General features: G+C 37.6%; 17 protein-coding genes, 1 tRNA gene and 1 pseudogene. 9 read left to right on the plus strand and 10 right to left on the minus strand.

The features are described from left to right. Nucleotides 1-85 precede the first annotated feature (85 nt). From rplT to ACT6XC_RS06780, 4 genes are read left to right on the plus strand one after another with little or no spacing between them, the layout of a single operon-like run. Entirely contained in the window at nt 86-445 is a 360-nt protein-coding gene (gene rplT / locus ACT6XC_RS06765; RefSeq protein WP_443737578.1) for a 50S ribosomal protein L20, read from the plus strand. A gap of 18 nt (nt 446-463) precedes the next feature. After that, complete coding sequence (gene zapB, locus ACT6XC_RS06770; protein ID WP_443737579.1) at nt 464-967, plus strand: cell division protein ZapB; 504 nt, start codon at nt 464-466, stop codon at nt 965-967. Between the two features lie 21 nt (nt 968-988). Further along, on the plus strand, nt 989-1288 hold the full coding sequence (locus ACT6XC_RS06775; RefSeq protein ID WP_443741264.1) for a cell division protein ZapA: 300 nt from the start codon (nt 989-991) through the stop codon (nt 1286-1288). Nucleotides 1289-1299: 11 nt separating this feature from the next. Further along, nucleotides 1300-1785 (plus strand): DUF188 domain-containing protein, encoded by a 486-nt coding sequence (locus ACT6XC_RS06780; RefSeq protein ID WP_443741265.1) that lies wholly within the window; start codon nt 1300-1302, stop codon nt 1783-1785. A gap of 5 nt (nt 1786-1790) precedes the next feature. On the opposite strand, the gene ACT6XC_RS06785 is transcribed toward ACT6XC_RS06780, so the two are convergent. From ACT6XC_RS06785 to ACT6XC_RS06810, 6 genes are all read right to left on the minus strand, one after another. Further along, nucleotides 1791-3047, minus strand: a complete 1257-nt coding sequence (locus ACT6XC_RS06785) for an HD domain-containing phosphohydrolase (RefSeq protein WP_443741266.1) — start codon at nt 3045-3047, stop codon at nt 1791-1793. Between the two features lie 64 nt (nt 3048-3111). Then, complete coding sequence (locus ACT6XC_RS06790) at nt 3112-3942, minus strand: SAM-dependent methyltransferase (RefSeq protein WP_443741267.1); 831 nt, start codon at nt 3940-3942, stop codon at nt 3112-3114. Between the two features lie 2 nt (nt 3943-3944). Then, a complete protein-coding gene (locus ACT6XC_RS06795; RefSeq protein ID WP_443737584.1) occupies nt 3945-5114 on the minus strand; it encodes a glycoside hydrolase family 3 N-terminal domain-containing protein in 1170 nt (389 codons plus the stop codon). A gap of 128 nt (nt 5115-5242) precedes the next feature. Then, nucleotides 5243-7282: a methyl-accepting chemotaxis protein gene (locus ACT6XC_RS06800; RefSeq protein WP_443737585.1), complete on the minus strand. Its 2040-nt coding sequence runs from the start codon at nt 7280-7282 to the stop codon at nt 5243-5245. Nucleotides 7283-7517: 235 nt separating this feature from the next. Further along, nucleotides 7518-9188 carry a 2-isopropylmalate synthase gene (leuA, locus tag ACT6XC_RS06805; RefSeq protein ID WP_443741268.1) on the minus strand — a complete coding sequence of 557 codons (1671 nt, stop codon included), beginning with the start codon at nt 9186-9188 and terminating at the stop codon, nt 7518-7520. Nucleotides 9189-9387: 199 nt separating this feature from the next. After that, nucleotides 9388-11562 (minus strand): DUF4954 family protein, encoded by a 2175-nt coding sequence (locus tag ACT6XC_RS06810; RefSeq protein WP_443737587.1) that lies wholly within the window; start codon nt 11560-11562, stop codon nt 9388-9390. 139 nt (nt 11563-11701) lie between these two features. Between ACT6XC_RS06810 and ACT6XC_RS06815 the strand changes: the two genes are divergently transcribed. Then, entirely contained in the window at nt 11702-14500 is a 2799-nt protein-coding gene (locus tag ACT6XC_RS06815; RefSeq protein ID WP_443741269.1) for an insulinase family protein, read from the plus strand. Between the two features lie 3 nt (nt 14501-14503). On the opposite strand, the gene ACT6XC_RS06820 is transcribed toward ACT6XC_RS06815, so the two are convergent. Further along, complete coding sequence (locus tag ACT6XC_RS06820; RefSeq protein WP_443741270.1) at nt 14504-15112, minus strand: 5-formyltetrahydrofolate cyclo-ligase; 609 nt, start codon at nt 15110-15112, stop codon at nt 14504-14506. Between the two features lie 47 nt (nt 15113-15159). On the opposite strand from ACT6XC_RS06820, the gene ACT6XC_RS06825 reads away from it, so the two are divergent. The 4 genes and pseudogenes from ACT6XC_RS06825 to ACT6XC_RS06840 all read left to right on the plus strand — a co-directional run bounded on the left by ACT6XC_RS06825 (nt 15160) and on the right by ACT6XC_RS06840 (nt 17219). After that, nucleotides 15160-15288: a hypothetical protein gene (locus ACT6XC_RS06825; protein WP_443741271.1), complete on the plus strand. Its 129-nt coding sequence runs from the start codon at nt 15160-15162 to the stop codon at nt 15286-15288. 18 nt (nt 15289-15306) lie between these two features. Next, nucleotides 15307-15645: pseudogene (locus ACT6XC_RS06830) on the plus strand (DUF456 domain-containing protein); the annotation flags it as partial. Between the two features lie 105 nt (nt 15646-15750). Further along, nucleotides 15751-15823: transfer RNA gene (locus ACT6XC_RS06835), tRNA-Asn, on the plus strand. A 265-nt stretch (nt 15824-16088) separates the two neighbouring features. Further along, nucleotides 16089-17219 (plus strand): SLC13 family permease, encoded by a 1131-nt coding sequence (locus tag ACT6XC_RS06840; RefSeq protein WP_443741272.1) that lies wholly within the window; start codon nt 16089-16091, stop codon nt 17217-17219. Between the two features lie 19 nt (nt 17220-17238). On the opposite strand, the gene ACT6XC_RS06845 is transcribed toward ACT6XC_RS06840, so the two are convergent. The 3 genes from ACT6XC_RS06845 to ACT6XC_RS06855 are packed head-to-tail and all read right to left on the minus strand — an operon-like array spanning nt 17239 to nt 19237. After that, a complete protein-coding gene (locus ACT6XC_RS06845) occupies nt 17239-17919 on the minus strand; it encodes a hypothetical protein (RefSeq protein ID WP_443741273.1) in 681 nt (226 codons plus the stop codon). A 3-nt stretch (nt 17920-17922) separates the two neighbouring features. After that, entirely contained in the window at nt 17923-18645 is a 723-nt protein-coding gene (locus ACT6XC_RS06850; protein ID WP_443741274.1) for an energy-coupling factor ABC transporter ATP-binding protein, read from the minus strand. After that, the gene (locus ACT6XC_RS06855; protein ID WP_443741275.1) at nt 18638-19237 is read right to left on the minus strand and encodes a biotin transporter BioY; all 600 of its coding nucleotides are present in this window, start codon (nt 19235-19237) and stop codon (nt 18638-18640) included. The genes ACT6XC_RS06850 and ACT6XC_RS06855 overlap by 8 nt, the downstream gene beginning before the upstream one ends. Nucleotides 19238-19266: the final 29 nt, after the last annotated feature.

A 19266-nucleotide genomic window follows, 5' to 3' on the forward strand; every position in this document is an offset into this window, starting at 1 on the left:
GGAATTCTTTCTGAAGATTCAGCAGCAAGAATCCGCAAACAGCAGCTTCCATACGGCTAATAACCGCTAATTAAAGGAGAATAAAATGTCTAGAGCAATAGATGGAACAAAACGCAATAACCGCCGTTCAAAGATTCTTAAACTCGCAAGCGGATTTACTGGACGTCGCGGAACAAACTACAAAGCAGCAAAAGACGCTGTTGTAAAGGCTCTTTGCCACGCTTATGTTGACCGACGCGACCGCAAAGGCGATTTCCGCCAGTTGTGGATTGCACGTATCAACGCAGCAGTTCGTGATGAAGGTCTCTCTTACTCACGCTTTATCGACGGTCTTAACAAAGCAGGTGTAACATTGAACCGCAAGGCTCTTTCAAACATGGCTATTGAAGACCCAGCAGCTTTCAAAGCTGTTGTTGAAGTTGCTAAAAAAGCACTCAGCAAATAATTTTACGGAGACGTAAAAATGATTTCACTCGATCAAGTCATTCTTCTTGAAGAAAAAGTAGAAAATGCTGTTGCGAAAATCGTACAGCTTAATGCAGAAAATGCTGCTTTGCGTAGAAAATGCGCAGAGCTCACAAACGCACTTTCAGCAAAAACGGAGCAATTTTCTAGTTTTCAGACAGATCAGGGCAAGATCGAGGAAGGAATCTTAAAGGCACTTGAACGTTTGAATGCTGTAGAAAATGCAGTTCATACGGCAACAGCAACCGTTCAGGCGTCTGTACAAAAACAATCGCAGATGCCAGTTCAGCAGCAAAACAAAACTACAGAACAGGCTTCAGCCCAAAATTCTTCCGAACAAAAAAACACAGAAATCGATTCAATTCAAGAAGAGCCTGTCCAGCACTCGTTTGATACGGCAATTCCAGTTCAAGTGCAGCAGCCAGAACAGGAAAATCCAGTTAAAAACGAAGAATCTTCTGAAAAAACAGAGACAATTCAGCCGTCATTTGATATTTTTTAACAACCAAAAAAAGGCAGTTTAATGGGAACATTGAAGATAGAGCTTTTAGGAACATCTTTTTCAATAAAAGCAAGTGAAGACGATGTCTATCTCAAAAAAATGCTTGGCTATTATAAAAAGATCGTAGACGAAATTCAAAAAAGTGGAATGTTAAAATCCGAACTCCACATTTCAATTCTCGCTGGAATAATGCTCTGCGACGAGCTCTACAAAGAAAAATCAAAAAGCGCAGTTTCTCAAAAACCTTCACTCAGCAACGAAAAAGCAGAAAAAATGGCTTCCGAAATGATAAAAAAACTAGATCAGGTTTTAAAAGCATAGGTTATAAAAAAATGTATTCTTTTTTCATTTGGATAGATGCCGATTCCTGCCCTCTTCCTGTAAAAAATTACGTAATCGACATGGCAAAAGCAAAAAATTTAAATGTTAATTTTGTCGCAAACCATGAAATTTCCCATCCTAAGAACAATCCTCTTTTTAAAATGATTATCTGCGAAAAAAAAGAAGGTGCAGCCGATAATTTTATTTTTGAAAATGCAGAAAAAAACGACATTGTAATTACGAGGGACATTCCGTTTGCAGGAAGGCTTGTAGAAAAAGGAATCTTTGTGATGAACGACCGAGGAACAGTTTTTACAAAGGACAATATACACGAACGCCTAAGCGAAAGAAATTTCAACCTCAACCTTGCACAACTTGGGCTTTCAGAAAAAAATACAAGTCGCTACGGCAACAGAGAATTAAAAAAATTTGCAGACTGTTTTGAAAGAAAAACAAGCCAACTTATCGTAAACGAAAATTTTTCAAAAAAGAACTAAAAATATCAGTCAATGTCCTCAACAGAGCCATTTGTCTCAAACGCAGAATTGATTGCAATAATCCGGTCTTTTATCTGTAAGAAAGCCATTACCAGTTCTGGATCAAATTGGGTTCCAGAAAGTTTTTCAATTTCAAAAAATGAATCTTCCAGAGACCAGGCGCTTTTGTAGGCGCGTTTATGGCTTAGAGCGTCAAAAACATCGGCAATCGAAACAATTCTCGCAGCAAGAGGAATTTCTTCACCTTTCAAGGGTTTTGCCTGAGGAATAGCCATTCCAGGCTCATATTTTGAAAAATCAAAATCTCCAGGATAACCTTTGTCTTGACCGTCCCACCATTCGTGATGCCTCAAGGCAACATCTCGGCACATTTCTTCGAGGGCAGATTCAGGTTCATTAAAAATCAAGGCTCCAGCGCAAGTATGTCCTTTCATAACGTTACGTTCATCGCAAGTTAGGCGTGGCGTTATTTTTTTGAGAATTGCGTCCTGAACGGCAACTTTTCCAAAATCATGGCATTTTGCAGCAATTTTTAAATTATTACGATACTTTTGCTGTTTAAGGAATGGAACATTATTATTCACTGCCCAGCGGTCATAAATTTCAATCGAAAACGAAGAAACTCTTTCGACATGCTTAAAAGTTTCTTTTGGATCTCGAAACTGCGCCATAAGTTGAAGTGATTTTATCATATTTCCAATAAGACGAGCGTGTTCTAGAGCCTGAACCGCATTTGTCGCAAAGTGAGTAATATAAAGTTCAGCATCGGAGTCAAAAGGAATTACATTTCCGTTTTCATCTTGCGCATTTATAATCTGGAGGACTCCAAGAATTTTTCCGCTGGCAATTTTTAAAGGAATACAAAACATTGAAGTTGAGCGATAGCCTGTTTCTTCGTCCGTCGCTTTGTTAAACGAAAACGGCAAGTCTTCAGAAGGGTTATACGCATCGGCAATATTTACAACTTTTCCAGAAACTACGCAGTAACCGGCAATCGATTTTTTTGAAATAGGAAAAGAAAAAGAAACATAGGGGATTTTTGAGCCAGGAGGAACAGTTTTTAACTGGGTATCATTTTGTGCATATTTTATTCTTAAATTATTTCCTTCAACTACATAAATCGAACCGGCATCTGCATGAACAATTTTTCTTGCTTCCGTTAAAATTCTTTCCAGTAGAACATCCAAATCTTGAATTTCATTCAGCATTCGTTCCATTTCGATAATTCTCTGAAGTTTCTGTTCCTTTGTAGTCGATGACATCTCTTTCCTCTCAATTTTTAAAATAAACCACCACCATTTTAGCACTTAAACTTAAATTCTTCTATTATTTTTCTATTTTATGCAAAAGCGAAAAATAAAGAGGTCCTGCCCCATTGCAGGAATCTGGCAAAACATGGCTTCCAAATTCTGTTTTTTCGCCCTCAGGCAAAACCGAATTACAAAAACAACTTATATCTGAAGAGATTTTTGGCTCGCAAATTTCCACATCATCAAATTTTTTTAACAGTTTTTTTATTATATTGTCATTTTCATCTGGATTAAGGGCACAGGTTGAATAAACCATATAACCATCCACATTGAGCATGCGCCAAGCAGAAGACAAAAGCGACCATTGGGCGATTGCAAGAGTTTTTATTCTCGACGGCGACCAGTCTTTTAAATAATTCAAATCGCAAAGAACATGTCGTTCGGAAGAACATGGAGCGTCGAGCAAAATTCGGTCAAATCTGTTTGATTCTGCAAGACAAAGTGTAGCTCCGTCTTTGCAGATTACATTGACACGTTTTTTTACATTTTCTGAAAGACAATTTTGCACAGAATGAAAAAGACGGATTTTGCGCTCAGGCGAACGTTCGTTTGCCAAAAGCCTGGCATTTTCTTCCATACAGCTTGCAAGGACAATTGTTTTCCCGCCAGGAGCAGCGCACATGTCCAAAATATTTTTGGCATTTTTTAGCGGAAGAGTTACCGCAGCACGAACAGAAGCGCTATCAAGAAAATAACTTTCGCTTCCGCCAGCATTAAATTCCGTAAGCTGGTTTTCGCCGTAAAGAGATGACTTCAGCAACTTCCATCTTGAACCAAAAATTTCTGAATAATATGACTCAAAGCCTTCGGCTCCAGAAATTTTATTTTTTTTGTCTTTTTGTTTCATTCTTAAAAATCCGCAGCAATAACCTTAAAAGCTGGAACTTTCAGTTTTTTGCCGTCTGAATCAAAATCAACCTGCCTAAGTTCCAAAAGTCCGCCCTTAATTTTATATTCGATTATTTTTTGAACGCTTTTTTGAATTTTTTGATTAAATTCTTGAGACTCAGATGCTTTTTTAAGCAAAATTTTTGCAACAGAACCAAAACGCTTTTCACTCAGCATAATTATATTAACACCAGCTTCAATCGCCATAATCGCCGCATCTTCGCTCAAAAAACCATTGTCCGCCAAAGCGCCCATAAAAATATCATCGCTTAAAATAAGGCCTTCAAAACCAAAATCCTCCCTCAAAATTTTTGTTACCCAAAATTCAGAAAGACAGGCTGGAATTGAAGAATCGCAATAAGAAGGCTCATCTCCAACGGTAATTCTGGCATGGCTCATAAGAACAGAAGAAGACAATGGAAGAAGCTTTTTAAATGGCACAAGGAGTTCATTTTTAAGTTTTTCCGAAGAAATTTTTATTTCAGGAAGACCTGTATGCGGATCGGTATTTGAATTTCCTGGAAAATGCTTTAAAACCGTCGCAATTTTTTGATTTTCAAAGGCATTTATTTCCAAAGGCGCATAAAAAAGGACTTTTTCAAGAGAACCAAAAGAGCGCGTATCCAAAAAACCGGCATTTTCCAAAGTTTCAACTTCAACAACAGGCGCAAGGTTCATATTAAAACCAAGTTCTGCCATTTGGCTGGCCTGGTTTTCATAAAGCTCCAGGGCCTTTGTTTTATCGAAATTTTGAGAAATATATTTTTCTGAAGGAAAAATTCCAGTAATTTTTCGGAGACGATTAACTGAACCGCCTTCCTGATCCACTGCGATAAACGGAAGAATATTGTTATTTTTTGAATAAAATGAATTTATAGAGTTAATAAACGAACGAACCTGCTCTTTTGAATCCGCAATATTGTAACTAAAAAAAAGACAGCCACCAGGAAGAAGAGGCTCACCTTCATTTTTTTTGCCATAAAGAGAACCTGTTTTTTCGACAGGAATATAATTTTTATTTCCTTCGATGTTAACCAAAAAAAGTTGAGAAATCTTTACGCTTTCTGGCAGCTGGTTTACAAATTGTTCGATTGCATTTTTTTTTGAATTTTGAACTGCAAGTTCGTACAATCTTTGCTTTTCCGTCTTTGAAGTGCAGGATAAAATAAAAAATGAAGTCAAAAGCAGTGGAGAAAATTTGAAAATTTTTTCCACTGCTTTTTTTGCTTTTTTCAGATTTGAATAAAAACTCATACCGATTAAACTTTAAATTTGAGAAGCATTTCGTCAATTGCAGACATTGCATCTTTTGTTTTTGCAGCAAGTTCGCTTACAATCTGAGTTGCCTGGCTAATCTGTTTTGATCCAGCAGCCATTTCATCCATGCTTCCCATGACAGTTGAAGAAATCTGAGTTACGGCTTGCATATCTTTGTCTATTTTTACAAAACCTTCAGAAAGCAATTTTGAACTGTCATCAACAAGAACGGATTCATCCTTCATATTTCCAAGAGCTTCCAAAATCTGAGAAGAACCGCTTGTCTGCTCTTCCATAGCATTTGAAATCTGAGAAACAAGAGGATCAACGACATTTACCTGATTGTCAATATTTTCAAAACTTGACTGAGAAAGGTCAGAAAGCCGTCCACCTTCACTAATCAAATCAGTTATATCTTTGATATTTTCTTCGATTGCTTTTGCCTGTGCGCTAGAATTTTCTGCGAGTTTGCGAATTTCGTCCGCAACAACTGCAAATCCTTTTCCAGCTTCTCCAGCGTGGGCAGATTCAATCATCGCATTCATTGCAAGAAGGTTTGTTTGAGAAGAAATCGACTTAATTGTATTATTTGCATCGGCAAGAACGAGAGATTTTTCTTCAACCTGGTTAATAACATCAGAACAAGCCTTGACGTTTTCCGCACCTTCTTTAATAAGCCTTTCAAGGTCTGAGAACGAAGAAGACATCTTTTCGGTAGAATCAGTTACGGAATGAATATTTCCAATCATCTGTTCAATTGCAGCGGAAGATTCTGTAATATCAGAAGTCTGAGAAACAATATTTTCCTTAAGTTTATTCATAGAATTGCTTGAACTTTCGATAACGCTAGAAACATTTTGAACGGCACTTACCTGATTTGAAGACTGATTTTTTACAGATTCAATATTTGCCATAATTTCGGCTGTAGCACTTGCTGTTTCCTGAGAACTTGTACCGAGTTCCTGAATAACAGTCTTAATATCGGCAGCACGTAAATGCAAATCTTTCATCAATTGCTGGAGCAAAGCCATAAATTTGTTTACGCCAGAAGACAAATCCTCAAATTCATCGCCACCGCGTTCTGGAAGACGAACAGAAAGATCGGCCTCTCCGCTCGAAAGATTAGTAATCGCTTTGTTTGTTCTTTTTAATGGTTTATAAACAAAAATCCAAATGAGCAGTAGAGTTAAAATCATAACAACAACTGTGCTTATGATATTTGCAATAAGGACAATTCTCTGCATACCACTGATAGATTTATAAATTCCAGTAGCTTTCTGTGCAACAAGAATCTTACAATCATCAACTTCAGAAAATTCCCAGCAGTGCGCAACATAAGTCGTAGAATCGATATCGTATTTGCCAACCCAAGTATCATCATCTTCCATATCAGCAAGAACGTCGGCAGGAACACTTTGTCCGAGAATTGCTTTTATTGTAGAGGCAACAACCTTGTTTTTATAAATAATCGCAACATCGCAACCAACTTTTTCTGGCATACGTTCCAAAAAATCGGAATCGCTCAAATTTGTCGTAATTTCTACAGCAGCAACAACTTCACCATTATTATAAATCGGACGACAAGAATCTGTCGTCAAAAGTGAACCCGAAATCATCTTCAAGCCAGAAACAGACTTTCCTTCCAAAGCAGCATGAACATCGTCATTTTCGACCGCACCCTGAGCATATTCTGGAGGAGAAATCAGATTTCCGTCAGTATCAAAAATGGCGATAAATTCCAAATCAAGCGATTCAAATGCCATTTTAGAAACTTCGTTGATAGCCTCTGTCGCGTTATTCGTAATAATTCCAGAGAAAAAACTAGAAGCAAAATCTGCAACGCTGTCTCCATAAACCAACTCCTCATTTATGTGGTCTTCGACAATAAACCTGTTTCTAGCAACGCTTGCTTCCATATTCTGAAAAAGATTTATTGAAAATATTTTTACAAGTCCAAAAATGAGGATCATTGCCGAAATAGTCAAAACAAGAATAACAGGACAAACCAACTTAAAAAAAATAGAGCGAATACGAAGTTTCATTTACATACCTCAGCCTACAATTCTATCTAAATACTATGCAAGTGTCAAAAAAAAGTTGATATATCAAAAAAGTTTTTATTTTTAAAGGACGACACGTTTCTAAAAAAAATGTCCGGCGTTTAGCCAGACATCATACTCAAAAACCGGCTGCTTCAGGTTCACTCACGCTCATTGTTGCGACAGAACGGCAAACCGTTCAGTCGCAACAACTAAAGCCTTTCGCATCCGGCGTAAACTATTGGTTTAAGGCAGAAACAACAGCCGTAATTCCGGCTCTTCCAACGTTGCTTGATTTTCCTACACCCCAAACCTGTTTTCCGTTTTCTTCCATAATTTGAACATAAGCAATAGCCGAAGTATCTGAACCTTCGCCAACAGAATGTTCATGGAAAGCAGTAATATTAAAATTAGGAATTTTTGTTTCACGGAGGGCGGCAACAAAGGCATCAAGAGGTCCGTTTCCTTTTGCGCCGATAGAAACCTGTTCTCCGTTGCATTTTATTACGCCACGGACAGAAACAACTTCTTCCGAACCGGAACTTCCAACCATCGTTGTTGCAAGATCGATAATTTCGAGATTAGATTTATTTTCGAGCCATTGTTTTTCAAAAAAGTGCAAAATTTCTTCTGGCTTAAGCTCACGCTGAGCTTTGTCGCTTTCCGCCTTTATCAAATTTCCAACAGCAGGCTGCATTGCCTTTGGAATTGCATAACCAAAATTGTGCTCCAAAATAAAACTTGCACCTCCCTTTCCTGACTGAGAATTGATTCTGATAATTCCTTCGTATTTGCGGCCAATGTCTTTCGGATCAATAAGAAGATAAGGAACATCCCAAACTGCGTCTTTTGGCATTTTATCGCGTGCAGAAAGTCCTTTTGCAATAGCATCCTGGTGTCCGCCAGAAAGAGCCGTGTATGCAAGACCGCCAGCATAAGGAGTACGTGGAGGAATATCCATTTTTGTAAATTCCTGATAAGAATCCGCAATTTCCGGCAAATCAGAAAAATCAAGTTCAGGATCAACACCTTCTGCAAACATATTTAGGGCAACAGTCACAATATCGAGGTTTCCAGTACGTTCACCGTTTCCAAAAAGACATCCTTCAACACGATCAGCACCTGCCATAAGAGCAAGTTCGCACGAAGCAACTCCTGTTCCGCGGTCATTGTGGCAGTGTGTCGAAATCACAACATTTTCGCGGTCAGAAATATGCTCAGCAAAATATTCGATTGAATCCGCATAAACATTCGCTGTATAACATTCAACTGTAGTCGGCAGATTAAAGATGATTTTTTTGTCGGGACTTGTTCCCCATTCATTTTTTACGGCTTCGCAGATTTCAACTGCATAGTCAAGCTCCGTCATTGAAAAACTTTCTGGAGAATACTCAAGACGAATTTTATTTCGTTCTTCTTCTGGCAAATCTTTCATGCATTCTTTTATGCATTTTACGCCGTCAACAGCAATTTTTATAATTTCTTCTTTTGATTTATTAAAAGTATATTTGCGCTGAGCCGGAGATGTTGAATTATAGATATGGAAGATAACATTCGGCGCCCCCTTGATTGCTTCCATAGTGCGGCGGATTAAATGTTCACGGGCCTGGCACAAAACCTGAATCGAAACATCATCTGGAATATGATTTTCTTCGATAAGACGACGGCAGAATTCAAATTCAGTATCGCTTGCAGACGGAAAACAAATTTCAATTTCTTTAAAGCCGATTTTTACAAGAAGGTCAAAATACGCCAGTTTTGTTTCAACTCCCATCGGGTCAATTAAAGCCTGATTTCCATCGCGCAAATCAACGGAACACCAAACAGGTGCTTTTGTAATGCGCTGATCCGGCCACTTTCTGTTCTTCAATGCCGGCTGAATAACCGGTCTGTACTTTGATGCGTTCATTTTTCCCCCTATAATCCGCAAAAATATCCGCGGATAAAAAAAGACCCGGCGCCTAAAGCACCAGGTCTTCTAAATGCAAAAATAATATTCTACACTACCCGACTTGCTTAGGCCCTAATGAGAAAAGTTTCTAGCTGTAGAAGTAGTGATAAAGAATTCATATTCTTATTATGCAGTTTTGCAAAAAAAATTGCAAGACTTAATTTATATTAAAGATATTAAGTAAGGCTTCATTAAATTTTTGAGTTTTATCTTTCATTTCTGTCAAAAATTCATTGTCTTCAATTTTTCCAAGAACTGCCACCATTTCCTCGTCATTGCGGAAAGTGATTTTTCTAAATTCATCGGTAAAGTCTTTTTCGCGGGACGAATGCGCTGCATTCATCATTTCGTTGCTTACCAAAGTAACATCGCTGATAATATCATTGAAAATTTCTGGAGTAAAGTTTCTCACTTTCGTCGAATAAAGCCTTTCCAAAAGGTAAATTGCGTAGTTTGTCCGGTAAATCAGATATTCTTTTTCGCATTTATCGTAAAAATTGTGGACTTGCTGCCAGTTTTCGATTTTGTGCGATTTTATATTTTCAAAAAGCTCTTCGATTTTTTTCTGGGGGATTATCTGCCCTCCAACATTGAGCCATTGCGTATAAAGCGGAAACTGAGTCGTAATAACTTTTAATTCTTCGCGGTCAATCTGAGTATTGTAAAGGGTACAGTAGTCAACAAGAACAGAGCAGGCAAAATACTTTACAACTTTGCGATACATTTTATATGCACGAATCGGCTTGTGAATTTCTGCTCCGTATTTTTTTTGAGCTTCAGGGTCGCATAATGTAAATTCAACGCCAGAATTTTGATGAAGAAAATCTTTCGTAACATTATAAAGTTCTTCTGGCGATTTTGCATTTATGGCTTTTTCCAAACCTTTTTTTACAAGATATTCTCCAGTCAGCTCAATTATCCGGCTGAGCGCATAGACAACTTCCTGGATTGAATCGGGCGCAAGCGGATCTGTTTCTATGTGCTGAACCTTTACAAAACGTTTGTCGCGCTTAAAGAATTTTGACTTGTTGCGGGAAATTGCATACATATTGTACAAAAACCAGTATGCAGGAATAATCGTTATGCATTTCTGGTCACCGTTCGATGCAACGAGAGAAAAAGGATATTTTATATTCAATTCGTGCTGATAACTTCCCTTTGAAACAAGAGTAAAACTTGCAAAACGGGAATTATGCTTAAAATCAGAACAAAGTCCCGGCCAGAATCCTCTTCCCGCGAACATTTCGCCGTCAGGAGAGCGGGAATTGTGGTTTGAGCCGATCGTAGCCCCAGAAGCAATGTTCGATTGACCACAAACTGTTGAAGCAATAAGAAACGAAGAATTATGATGCTGCTCGTGAAATGGAAAAATCAAATTGTTTAAAATTTCACAGCAACTTACGGTAGAATTATCGCCCAAAACTGAATTCAAAAGCCTTGCTCCGTACTTTAACTGGCAGTTTCTGCCGATTACAAACCTTACGGCAACCGCCTGATAAAATACTTTTGAACCAAATCCCAAAATTCCGTTTACAAGCTCAACACCTTCACCAATCTGGCTCGGCTCATCCTCGCTCGAAAGAACAGTAATATTTTTTAGCTTAAATGCGCCTTTTATATAGCAATGTGCGCCGATTTTTGCGTCTTTTATCAAAGTTGAATTTTTTATGACGGCATCGTGCTCCACAATTCCAAAAGTGTCGAGTTCTTTTGACTGGCCATATTCGGTAAGTTCAACAAAACGCTTCTGCAATTCAGAATCTTCTCTATAGCGACTCCAAATGTAAGCATCGGCAGAAATCATGTCTTCAAAAGGCAAAATCGACCTTCCGTCATTTTCGTTTCCAACTCCAATCCATATACGGACTTCTTCGGATTCGCCATTTTTTAAAATTCCATTGCCAAATTTAGAATGGTTTGTACAACTCATTTCCTGCACATTAAAAATAATTGAGCGCGTACCGATTCTGTAGTTTAAAAGATAGGCAGCATTTCTTATTGCAACATCATCTTCCAGAACAACATTTTCCACATAAGAACCGTAAATTCCTGTTTCAAGAACAAGGTCGTGAAATTTCAAGGTTGAAGGAACAAGCCTACCCAAAATTAAAAAGCCATGGATTTCTGAAGAACGGATCAAGTTCGCGTCAAATTCTCCGTCCTTTGCGGAAACAAAAACATTCTGCCACAAACTGTCGCTATTCGTATTTCCGTTTGCTTTTAAAACTGCAATTTCTTGCTCTGTCAAATGTCTTTTTGACTTTAAAATTTCAGCAAGATTTTCAGGAATTTTTGTTTCTGTTTTTTTTTCTTTTAATGTAATTACTGGCATTTTTCCGTAATCCTCTTCTCCGCAACAAAATGTTTCTAAAAACCGTAATTTTTAGAAATTTGATGAATTTTAACTTTTTTATTCTACAGAATATATCAAAAAAATAGAACTGTTCGACTAAATCTTCTATAATCGAACTATGAATTTTTCTTCACTTTTTTGCAATTTTTTCAAAACAAAAAATTTTTTTGCAGGAGTTCTTCTTTTTTTGAACGCGTTTTTTTTATTTTCATTTTCTCAAAGCGATATAAAAACATTTACACTCGAAAACGGTTTTAAAGTCTTTTTTCTGGAAGATGAAGCGACCGCCACAGTCAGAATCGAACTGAACATAAAAGCCGGAACAAAAAGCCAAAATCTACAAAACGCCGGATTTTTTTCGCTTTATGCAAACCTTTTGGGACTAGAAATTTCTCCAGACTGTGTAAAAATTGAAAAGACAGTAGCTCCAGCCCAAACCGAAAAAATTTTCGTCGACTTTGCAGAGTATTTTAAGCCGATTTTTTTTTCCGACAAAAAATTAAACGAAGAACTAAAAAAATCCCGGCTTTCTCTCAAGGAGTTTGCATCTTCGGCAGCAGGATTTATAAACCAGGCAATCGACAGCAGAATTTTTTATGAAGAGCCGTGGAAAACCGAAAGCGGAATTTTTCCTAAAACTTTTAATTCAGTTTCAATAAACGAAGCGCGCACGATTTTAACTCAAATTCAGGATGAATATTACAGTCCTCAAAACGCAATTCTCTATATAAGCGGAAACATAACAGAAAAGACAGTTCTTTCCCTGGCAAAAAAATATTTTGAAAAGACAGGTCGCCGCTCACAAAACCATTTTTTCGAAGAAAAAAAACTTAAAATTTCAGAAAATCAAAAAATTCAGAAAAAATTTGTAATTACAGACGACCAGCTTTCGCCGGATTTGGCGCAGATTGTCCTTCAATACACGGATTTTTTTCCGGAAGAAGCGGAATTAATGGCTGCCGTTTTTAACAAAAATAATTCGTCTTTTAAAAAACTGCTTTTAAAACAGAAAAATCTTGCAATCCGCTCTCCACAATACATGGACATTTCGTCCGTTCCACAAAACAGCCACGAAAGGCTCATAATTCAGGCAATTTGCGAAAAAACAAAGGTTGGGCCTGCGGTTCAGGGAGAACTTTTTTTAGAAATGTCGCGGGAAAAAGAGAGAATTTCCTCTCAAGAAGCAGAATCCGTTCTTCGGGAAATAAACAGTTCATTTTCAAAAATTTCTGACAATTCTACGCTTCTTATGAAAAATCTTGCAATTTTTAACCGGACAAGTGGCTGTCTGACGGAAGATTTTTTTGCCAAAAACGACAAATTGAATTCGATTTCTGCCGAAAAACTCAACGAAGCCTACGAAAATTCAATCCCTTACGTTTTTATTCTGTGCAATACAAAAAATTACACAAAATACGCGAATGAATTTAAAAAATACGGCTACGAAAGAATCACCCAAAAAAACGGCGCCTGGTACCTTTTGCCACAATACAAAAATTTTATAAATGAAGAAAATTTTCAAGATAAAAAAGAAAACCAGCCGTCAGAAGAAGACTTTAACTTTTCTTCCAGACGATTTATTCAAAAAAGCAGGGAAGAATTCTCTCAATTCACCTTAAAAAACGGAATTCCAGTAACGATAAAAAATTCTTCTTCAAAAAATACGGCAACCGTAATGCTTTCGATTGCAGGAGGAGAACTGCTTTTTGCAGAAAAAAATCCTGGTCTTGCTTCTGTACTGGCAAATTCGCTTTCGGCAATGATTCAATGGCAACTGGACGAACTTTATAAAACTGGAAAACTAAATTCGCAGGCAAGCGTAACTTCCAGGACGAATTCAGAAAATTCTGTTTTGTCGGTGAACTGCTCGTCAAAAGATGTAAATACCTGCCTCGAAGCAATGTCTTACTGCACAATTTTTGGCGACATAAGTCCGGCTCTTGCAGACGGAATCAGTTACGATTTGCGAACACAATGGCGAATAAAAACAGGTTCTGCGGATTTTCAGCTTTTGTGCGAAGCCGCAAAAACAATATACGAAAAACCGTTTTCCGCTCTTTACGAGGACACAAAAGATAAACCAGCTCAGATGGAATTTACAGAAATTCAGGCAGCATATCCCAAAATTTTAGACTGCACCAGATTTTCGATTATTTTGACTGGAGGAATTTCCCAAAGCGAAGAATTGAAAGCCTCGTTAAATTCAACTTTTGGAGAACTAAAAAGCCTTTCACAGACACAAAACATTCAGTTAAAAGTAAAAAAACTTCCGCTCCCAAAAAAAATAAAAAGAATTCCGCTCCGTCACCAGTTTTTTACGGACGTAAGCGCCGACAAAGCAGGTCCTAGACCGGCGATTTTGGTTCCAACGACAGATTTTTCCGACCCTCTTTTGTTTATGCTCGAAACGCCAGACATTTCTTCGACCGACTATGCGATTTTTAACGCGCTTCTCTATTTTCTAAAAGACAGTCTTCAAAAAAAACTTGAAGAATTCGGGCAGGAAGCAAAGGTTTTTCCAGCAGATTCGGATTTGCCTTATGCAAGAATCGTAATTACAAAAGTCAAGCATTATCTTCAGACAGAAAAAATTTATGAGCAGGCAATAAAAGAGATTTCCCAGGAACTCAAAAAAATAATAAACACCGACACTCACGGTTTTAAGGATTTAGAAAAAGACGATTTTTTATCGGAGCTTGAAAATCAGTGGATTATAAACGAACTTGAAAAAACTTCGACAAACGAAGGAACCGCATTTTTAATTCAAAAAGGGCTTTCGTCCGGCAATCTGGAATTATACCTAGACCAATACGAAGCCGTAAGCAAGGCAACGGCAGAAGACTACTATCTTGTTTTTAGTTCGTATCTGGAGGATTTTCCGCGGATGAGAATTTATTCCGCTGACACAAAAAGATAAATTTTAAGGCGTAAAAATTCTGTCCAAAAAAAAGTCAGTCTTTTCGACAGGAATATTTTCGACAATTTGCTCGCAATAAGCAAAACCTGCGGTAAAAAGCGAGCAGCCACTTTTTAAAAGACGGGGAATATAAAGGTCGTAAAAGCCTTTTCCCTTGCCAAGCCTTGCTCCGTCTTTAGAAAAAGCAAGTCCGGGAACAACCATAAAAATTTTTTTGTCTTTTAGGGAAGAATCCGTCAAAACCTTTTTTAAGGTCAGTTTTGGCTCTAAAATTCCAAATGCTCCGCTTTCGAGTTGATTTTGAATAGAAAGTTCCGGTTCCAAAAAATAAAAATCCATCAAATTTGAATCCGGAACAACGCGCGGAACACAGACTGTTTTTTTCATTTTCCAGGCAAATTCGACAAGAAACCTAGGATCAATTTCAAATCCATAGGGAATATAAGAAAAAACCAGATCCGAATTTTTAAATTCCTCAGATAAAATGATTTTTTGTGCGGCGGAATTTCCGGCAGTCTGAATGTTTTTTACGTCAGAATATTTTTCTTTTAAGAGCTTCCGCATTTTTGAACGCAAAAGTTTTTTTTCTTCGTAAACATTTTTACAGTCCATAACTTTCCTCAATTGTTTTCAGGCTGATTATATCATAAAATAAAACTATGGATTTAGATATTTTACTTTCAATTCTTGCGGGAATTTTTCTTTTGACAGGACTTGCCGGCTGCGTAGTTCCAATTTTGCCCGGAGTTCCTCTTGCCTGGGCAGGACTTTTTACAGCGCATTTTTGAAATCTTTCTAACGTTTCTGTAACCGTTCTTACTATTACGGGAATTGTTGCCCTGATTGTAACGATTGCCGACTCGATTTTGCAGCCATTTCTTACAAAAAAATTCGGAGGAAGCAAAAAGGCTGTTCTGGGAGCGACAATCGGTCTTTTTCTTGCAATGTTTTTAGGACCGTTTTTTATAATTCTTGCACCGTTTGCAGGAGCATTTATCGGCGAACTGATTGAAAATCCGAAAGACGCTTCACGCGCCTTAAAAGCCGCAATCGGCTCGTTTATAGGATTTTTGCTCGGAACAGGAATTAAAATGCTGTGCGTAATAAGTTTTATCTGGATTTTTGTCTGGACGCTTATTAAATAATTTTTTACAAAAAAAATTAAAAAAAGTAAAAAAAATTGCATTTTATATATTGACACATTTTTATAATTTTTATATTATAAATTCACATTCAAGCGAATGAGGTTTGGTTCCTTAGCTCAGTCGGTAGAGCAACGGACTGTTAATCCGTGTGTCGCTGGTTCAAGCCCAGCAGGAGCCGTAAAAAACTCAGTACTTTGTACTGGGTTTTTTTTATTTTAAATCCATCGGATAATTTTTTTTAGAAAAATTCGGGAAATAAAAAAACTTACGCCGGATGCATAGGCCGAAGCTGGCTTTTGCCAGTGAGCGAAAAGCGAAGCCGGAGCAGCCGGTTTTTAAGACATTTTTTCCCAAACAAAAAAATGTTTTTCTAAGAAAGATGCCGTCCAAAAAATCAGGATTTTAACTTGTCTAAGATTATTGCTTTTTTTAAAAAGGAACTGATGCTTTCGGTTGCGCTTATTGCCGCGCTTGCCTCACTTTTTATAACTCCGCCTTCTTCCGCTCTTTTTTTTGAGATTGACTGGAAGACGCTTGCGACACTTTTTATGCTTTTGTCGGTTTTGGAAGGTTTTAAGCAGGAAAATATTTTTAATCCTTTTTTGCGCAAAACCGGAAGAATTTCTAAGCTCAAAAACCTGACCTGTTTTTTTGTTTACGGCGTTTTTTTTTCATCGATGTTTGTCACAAACGATGTTTCGCTCATAATTTTTGTTCCGCTGACGATTATAATGTTCAGAGCCTGCGGAAAAGAAAAATATATTTTGAGTGTTCTTGCTTTTGAAAATATTGCGGCAGTTCGTGGCTCTCTTTTGACGCCTTTTGGAAGTCCGCAAAACCTTTTTTTGTTTAGCCAGAGCGGAATTTCTGCAGGACAATTTTTTAAAATAATGAGTCCGCTTTGTATTTTCAGTTTTTTTCTGCTTTACGGATTTATAAGTTTTTTGTACAGGAAAAACAGCGCTGAAGAGATTTGCCTAAACAAAAATGATTTTAAAATGTTCAGTGCCTCTAACGGCGAAAAATTTTGGAATAAAAAGAGAATTCTGTATGTTTTTCTTTTTGTCCTGATTATTTTTACAATCGTGAGCAGGACAGTTTTTTGGCCCTTTGTGACTATTTTTGTTGCGACTACCCTTTTGATTTTTGACCGGAAGATTTTGCTAAAAACCGATTATGTTCTTTTGCTTACTTTTTTGTGTTTTTTTATTTTTTCGTCTTCGATTTGCAAAAATCCAGCGATTGCGAACTTTTTGAAGAAGGTTGTGGCTGGACACGAATATGTCTGCTCAATTTTGCTGAGCCAGATTATTTCAAACGTTCCAGCAGCAATCGTTCTCTGGCCTTTTACTGACAAAAACGGTCTTTGCGCGCTTTTGTACGGGTTAGACAGCGCAGGTCTTTGCACAATAATCGGAAGTCTGGCTTCTGTCATAAACTTACGGATTTATGTTAAGGAATTTCCAGGAAAATCGTTTGACTTTATAAAAACATTTACCTGGATTAGCCTTGTATTTTTTGCAATTGTCGTTTTGCCGCAACTGTTTTTGCTTAAAATAAATTTTGGAGCTTAATCCGATAAATTACAGAAGATTATTCGCGGATAAAAATTGCCTTTGCCGTGTCCATTGAGTATTTTAATCCAAGGCTAAAAAGAACCGGAAAAAGCGCCAGATACATTTTTAAACTTAATTTTCCGCCGCGTGCAAACCATGCTTGTTTTAATTGAGCCCACATTTTAAAAACTGCGGGAATAAAATTTATGAACATAGAAACAACCGTGGCAAATTTTGATTCTTTTTTGCAAGGAAGAAACTTTCGGATAAAAAGTTCAATTTTTTCGATTCCTTCGCGAAGCTCAAGAGAAGTTGAAGTCTTGAACATAAGAGAAGCGCTCTGATTGCAGGCAAAGAATTTTACAACAGTAGAAAATGTTTTTTCATCGTGAATGCAGTTTTTTATTGCCTGAACAAAACTTTTTATAAGTCCATATCCGGCATAATTCAAGCAAGTGTCGGAAAAAATATTTATAAAATATAAAAAAATTCCGTACCACAAGACAGGAGTCAAGTCGGCAACCTGTTCTTTTACGGAAAAATGAAGGCAGAAAAAAAACAGGATTTGGGCAAGTACAAAAAAAACGGCGACTTTCCAACTGGACGAAAAAATTACAATGTTAAAAAGAGGAATAAAAAGTATTTTTATCCAGGAAGGCAGTTTGTGGAAAAAACTTTTTCCTGCCTTGTAGCTAAATGCGTAACAATTCTGATTCATTTTTTATAGCCAGACCAAATCTTCCATTTTTGAATAAGAATTGAGCGGATTGCGTATATTCCACTGCTCAAGATTTTGCAAAAGCCCTTCCCTCGCAGTTCCGTCAAAAACTTTATCGCCCCGGAACAAAACCACAAATTTGTCTGCTAAGCCAAGACATTTTTCAAGTTCGTGCGTCAAAATAATCACTGTTTTTTTCTGTTCGTGAAGGCGTTTTACAAGAGTGTTTACCTGCTTTACGCCGCCATAATCAAGGTTTGCATAAGGCTCGTCAAAAATAATGACAGGAAGTTCCATTGCAAGCATGCAAGCAACAGCAAGCCGGCGTTTTTCTCCGCCAGACAAAAATCTTGCAGGATAATCAGCTTTTTTTGAAAGGCCGACTTGCTCAAGAGAATTTACTACCGCTTGTTCAACCTGGATTTTTGATTTTTTTTGATTTTTAGGACCAAAAGAGATGTCTTCGCGCGGAGTTTCGCCCAAAATTTGAGTATCCGCTTCCTGAAAAACAAGCCCAATCTTTGCAAATGAATGAATTTTTCCAGAAGTCGGTTTTTCAAGTCCAGCGATAATGTTCATAAGGACACTTTTTCCTGAACCGTTTTCTCCACCAATCACAGTAACAGAACCTTCATCAATCTGAAAAGAAACATTGTTTAAGGCGGTTTTATTGCCCTCGGAAGTCGCGTAAATTTTCGTGATTCCGTCGATTGCGATTTTATTCATTTTCTACTGGCTCGTAAAGATACATTGCAACAACCGGACGAAGTTTTAACGAAATTAAGATTACAACAACAGCTTTAACAAAATCAACTGCCAAAAATGGAGCAAAAAATGCTGCAACAAAAAGTTTTACAGCGCCCAAGACTCCAAGCTCCGAGCTTTTAAAACCTATTACATAAAAAACTTCAGGAAGATAAAGAACAAGCATGCCAACAAAAACCGCAAGAAAAAGGCGGATTATGCTTTTTACGGTGATGTGCTTTTCTTTTACAGACGGACGGCCAGAAATCATACCTGCTACAAGCGCTCCGATAACCCAGCCGATGCGAAAACCACCGTTAATATTCATCAAAACCTGAAAACCGCCCTGACCGCCAGAAAAAACAGGCAGACCGATAACGCCGACAGCAAAAAAAAGCGCGGTCGGAGCAACGCCCCAAATCCCACCCAAAAGAACGGCTGTCATAACACAAAGCGCATTTTGAATTACAATACCACTTGCAATTCCGGGAATCGGGATTCTAAAAAAACTTGAAGCGCAGATAATCGCTGCAAAAAAAGCAACAATTGCAGAACGGAGGATAGATTTATTCATTTTTGATTGTAAACCTCTTTATCAAAAAA

The sequence above is a fragment of the Treponema berlinense genome (genome assembly GCF_052273165.1).
Taxonomy (GTDB): domain Bacteria; phylum Spirochaetota; class Spirochaetia; order Treponematales; family Treponemataceae; genus Treponema_D; species Treponema_D berlinense_A.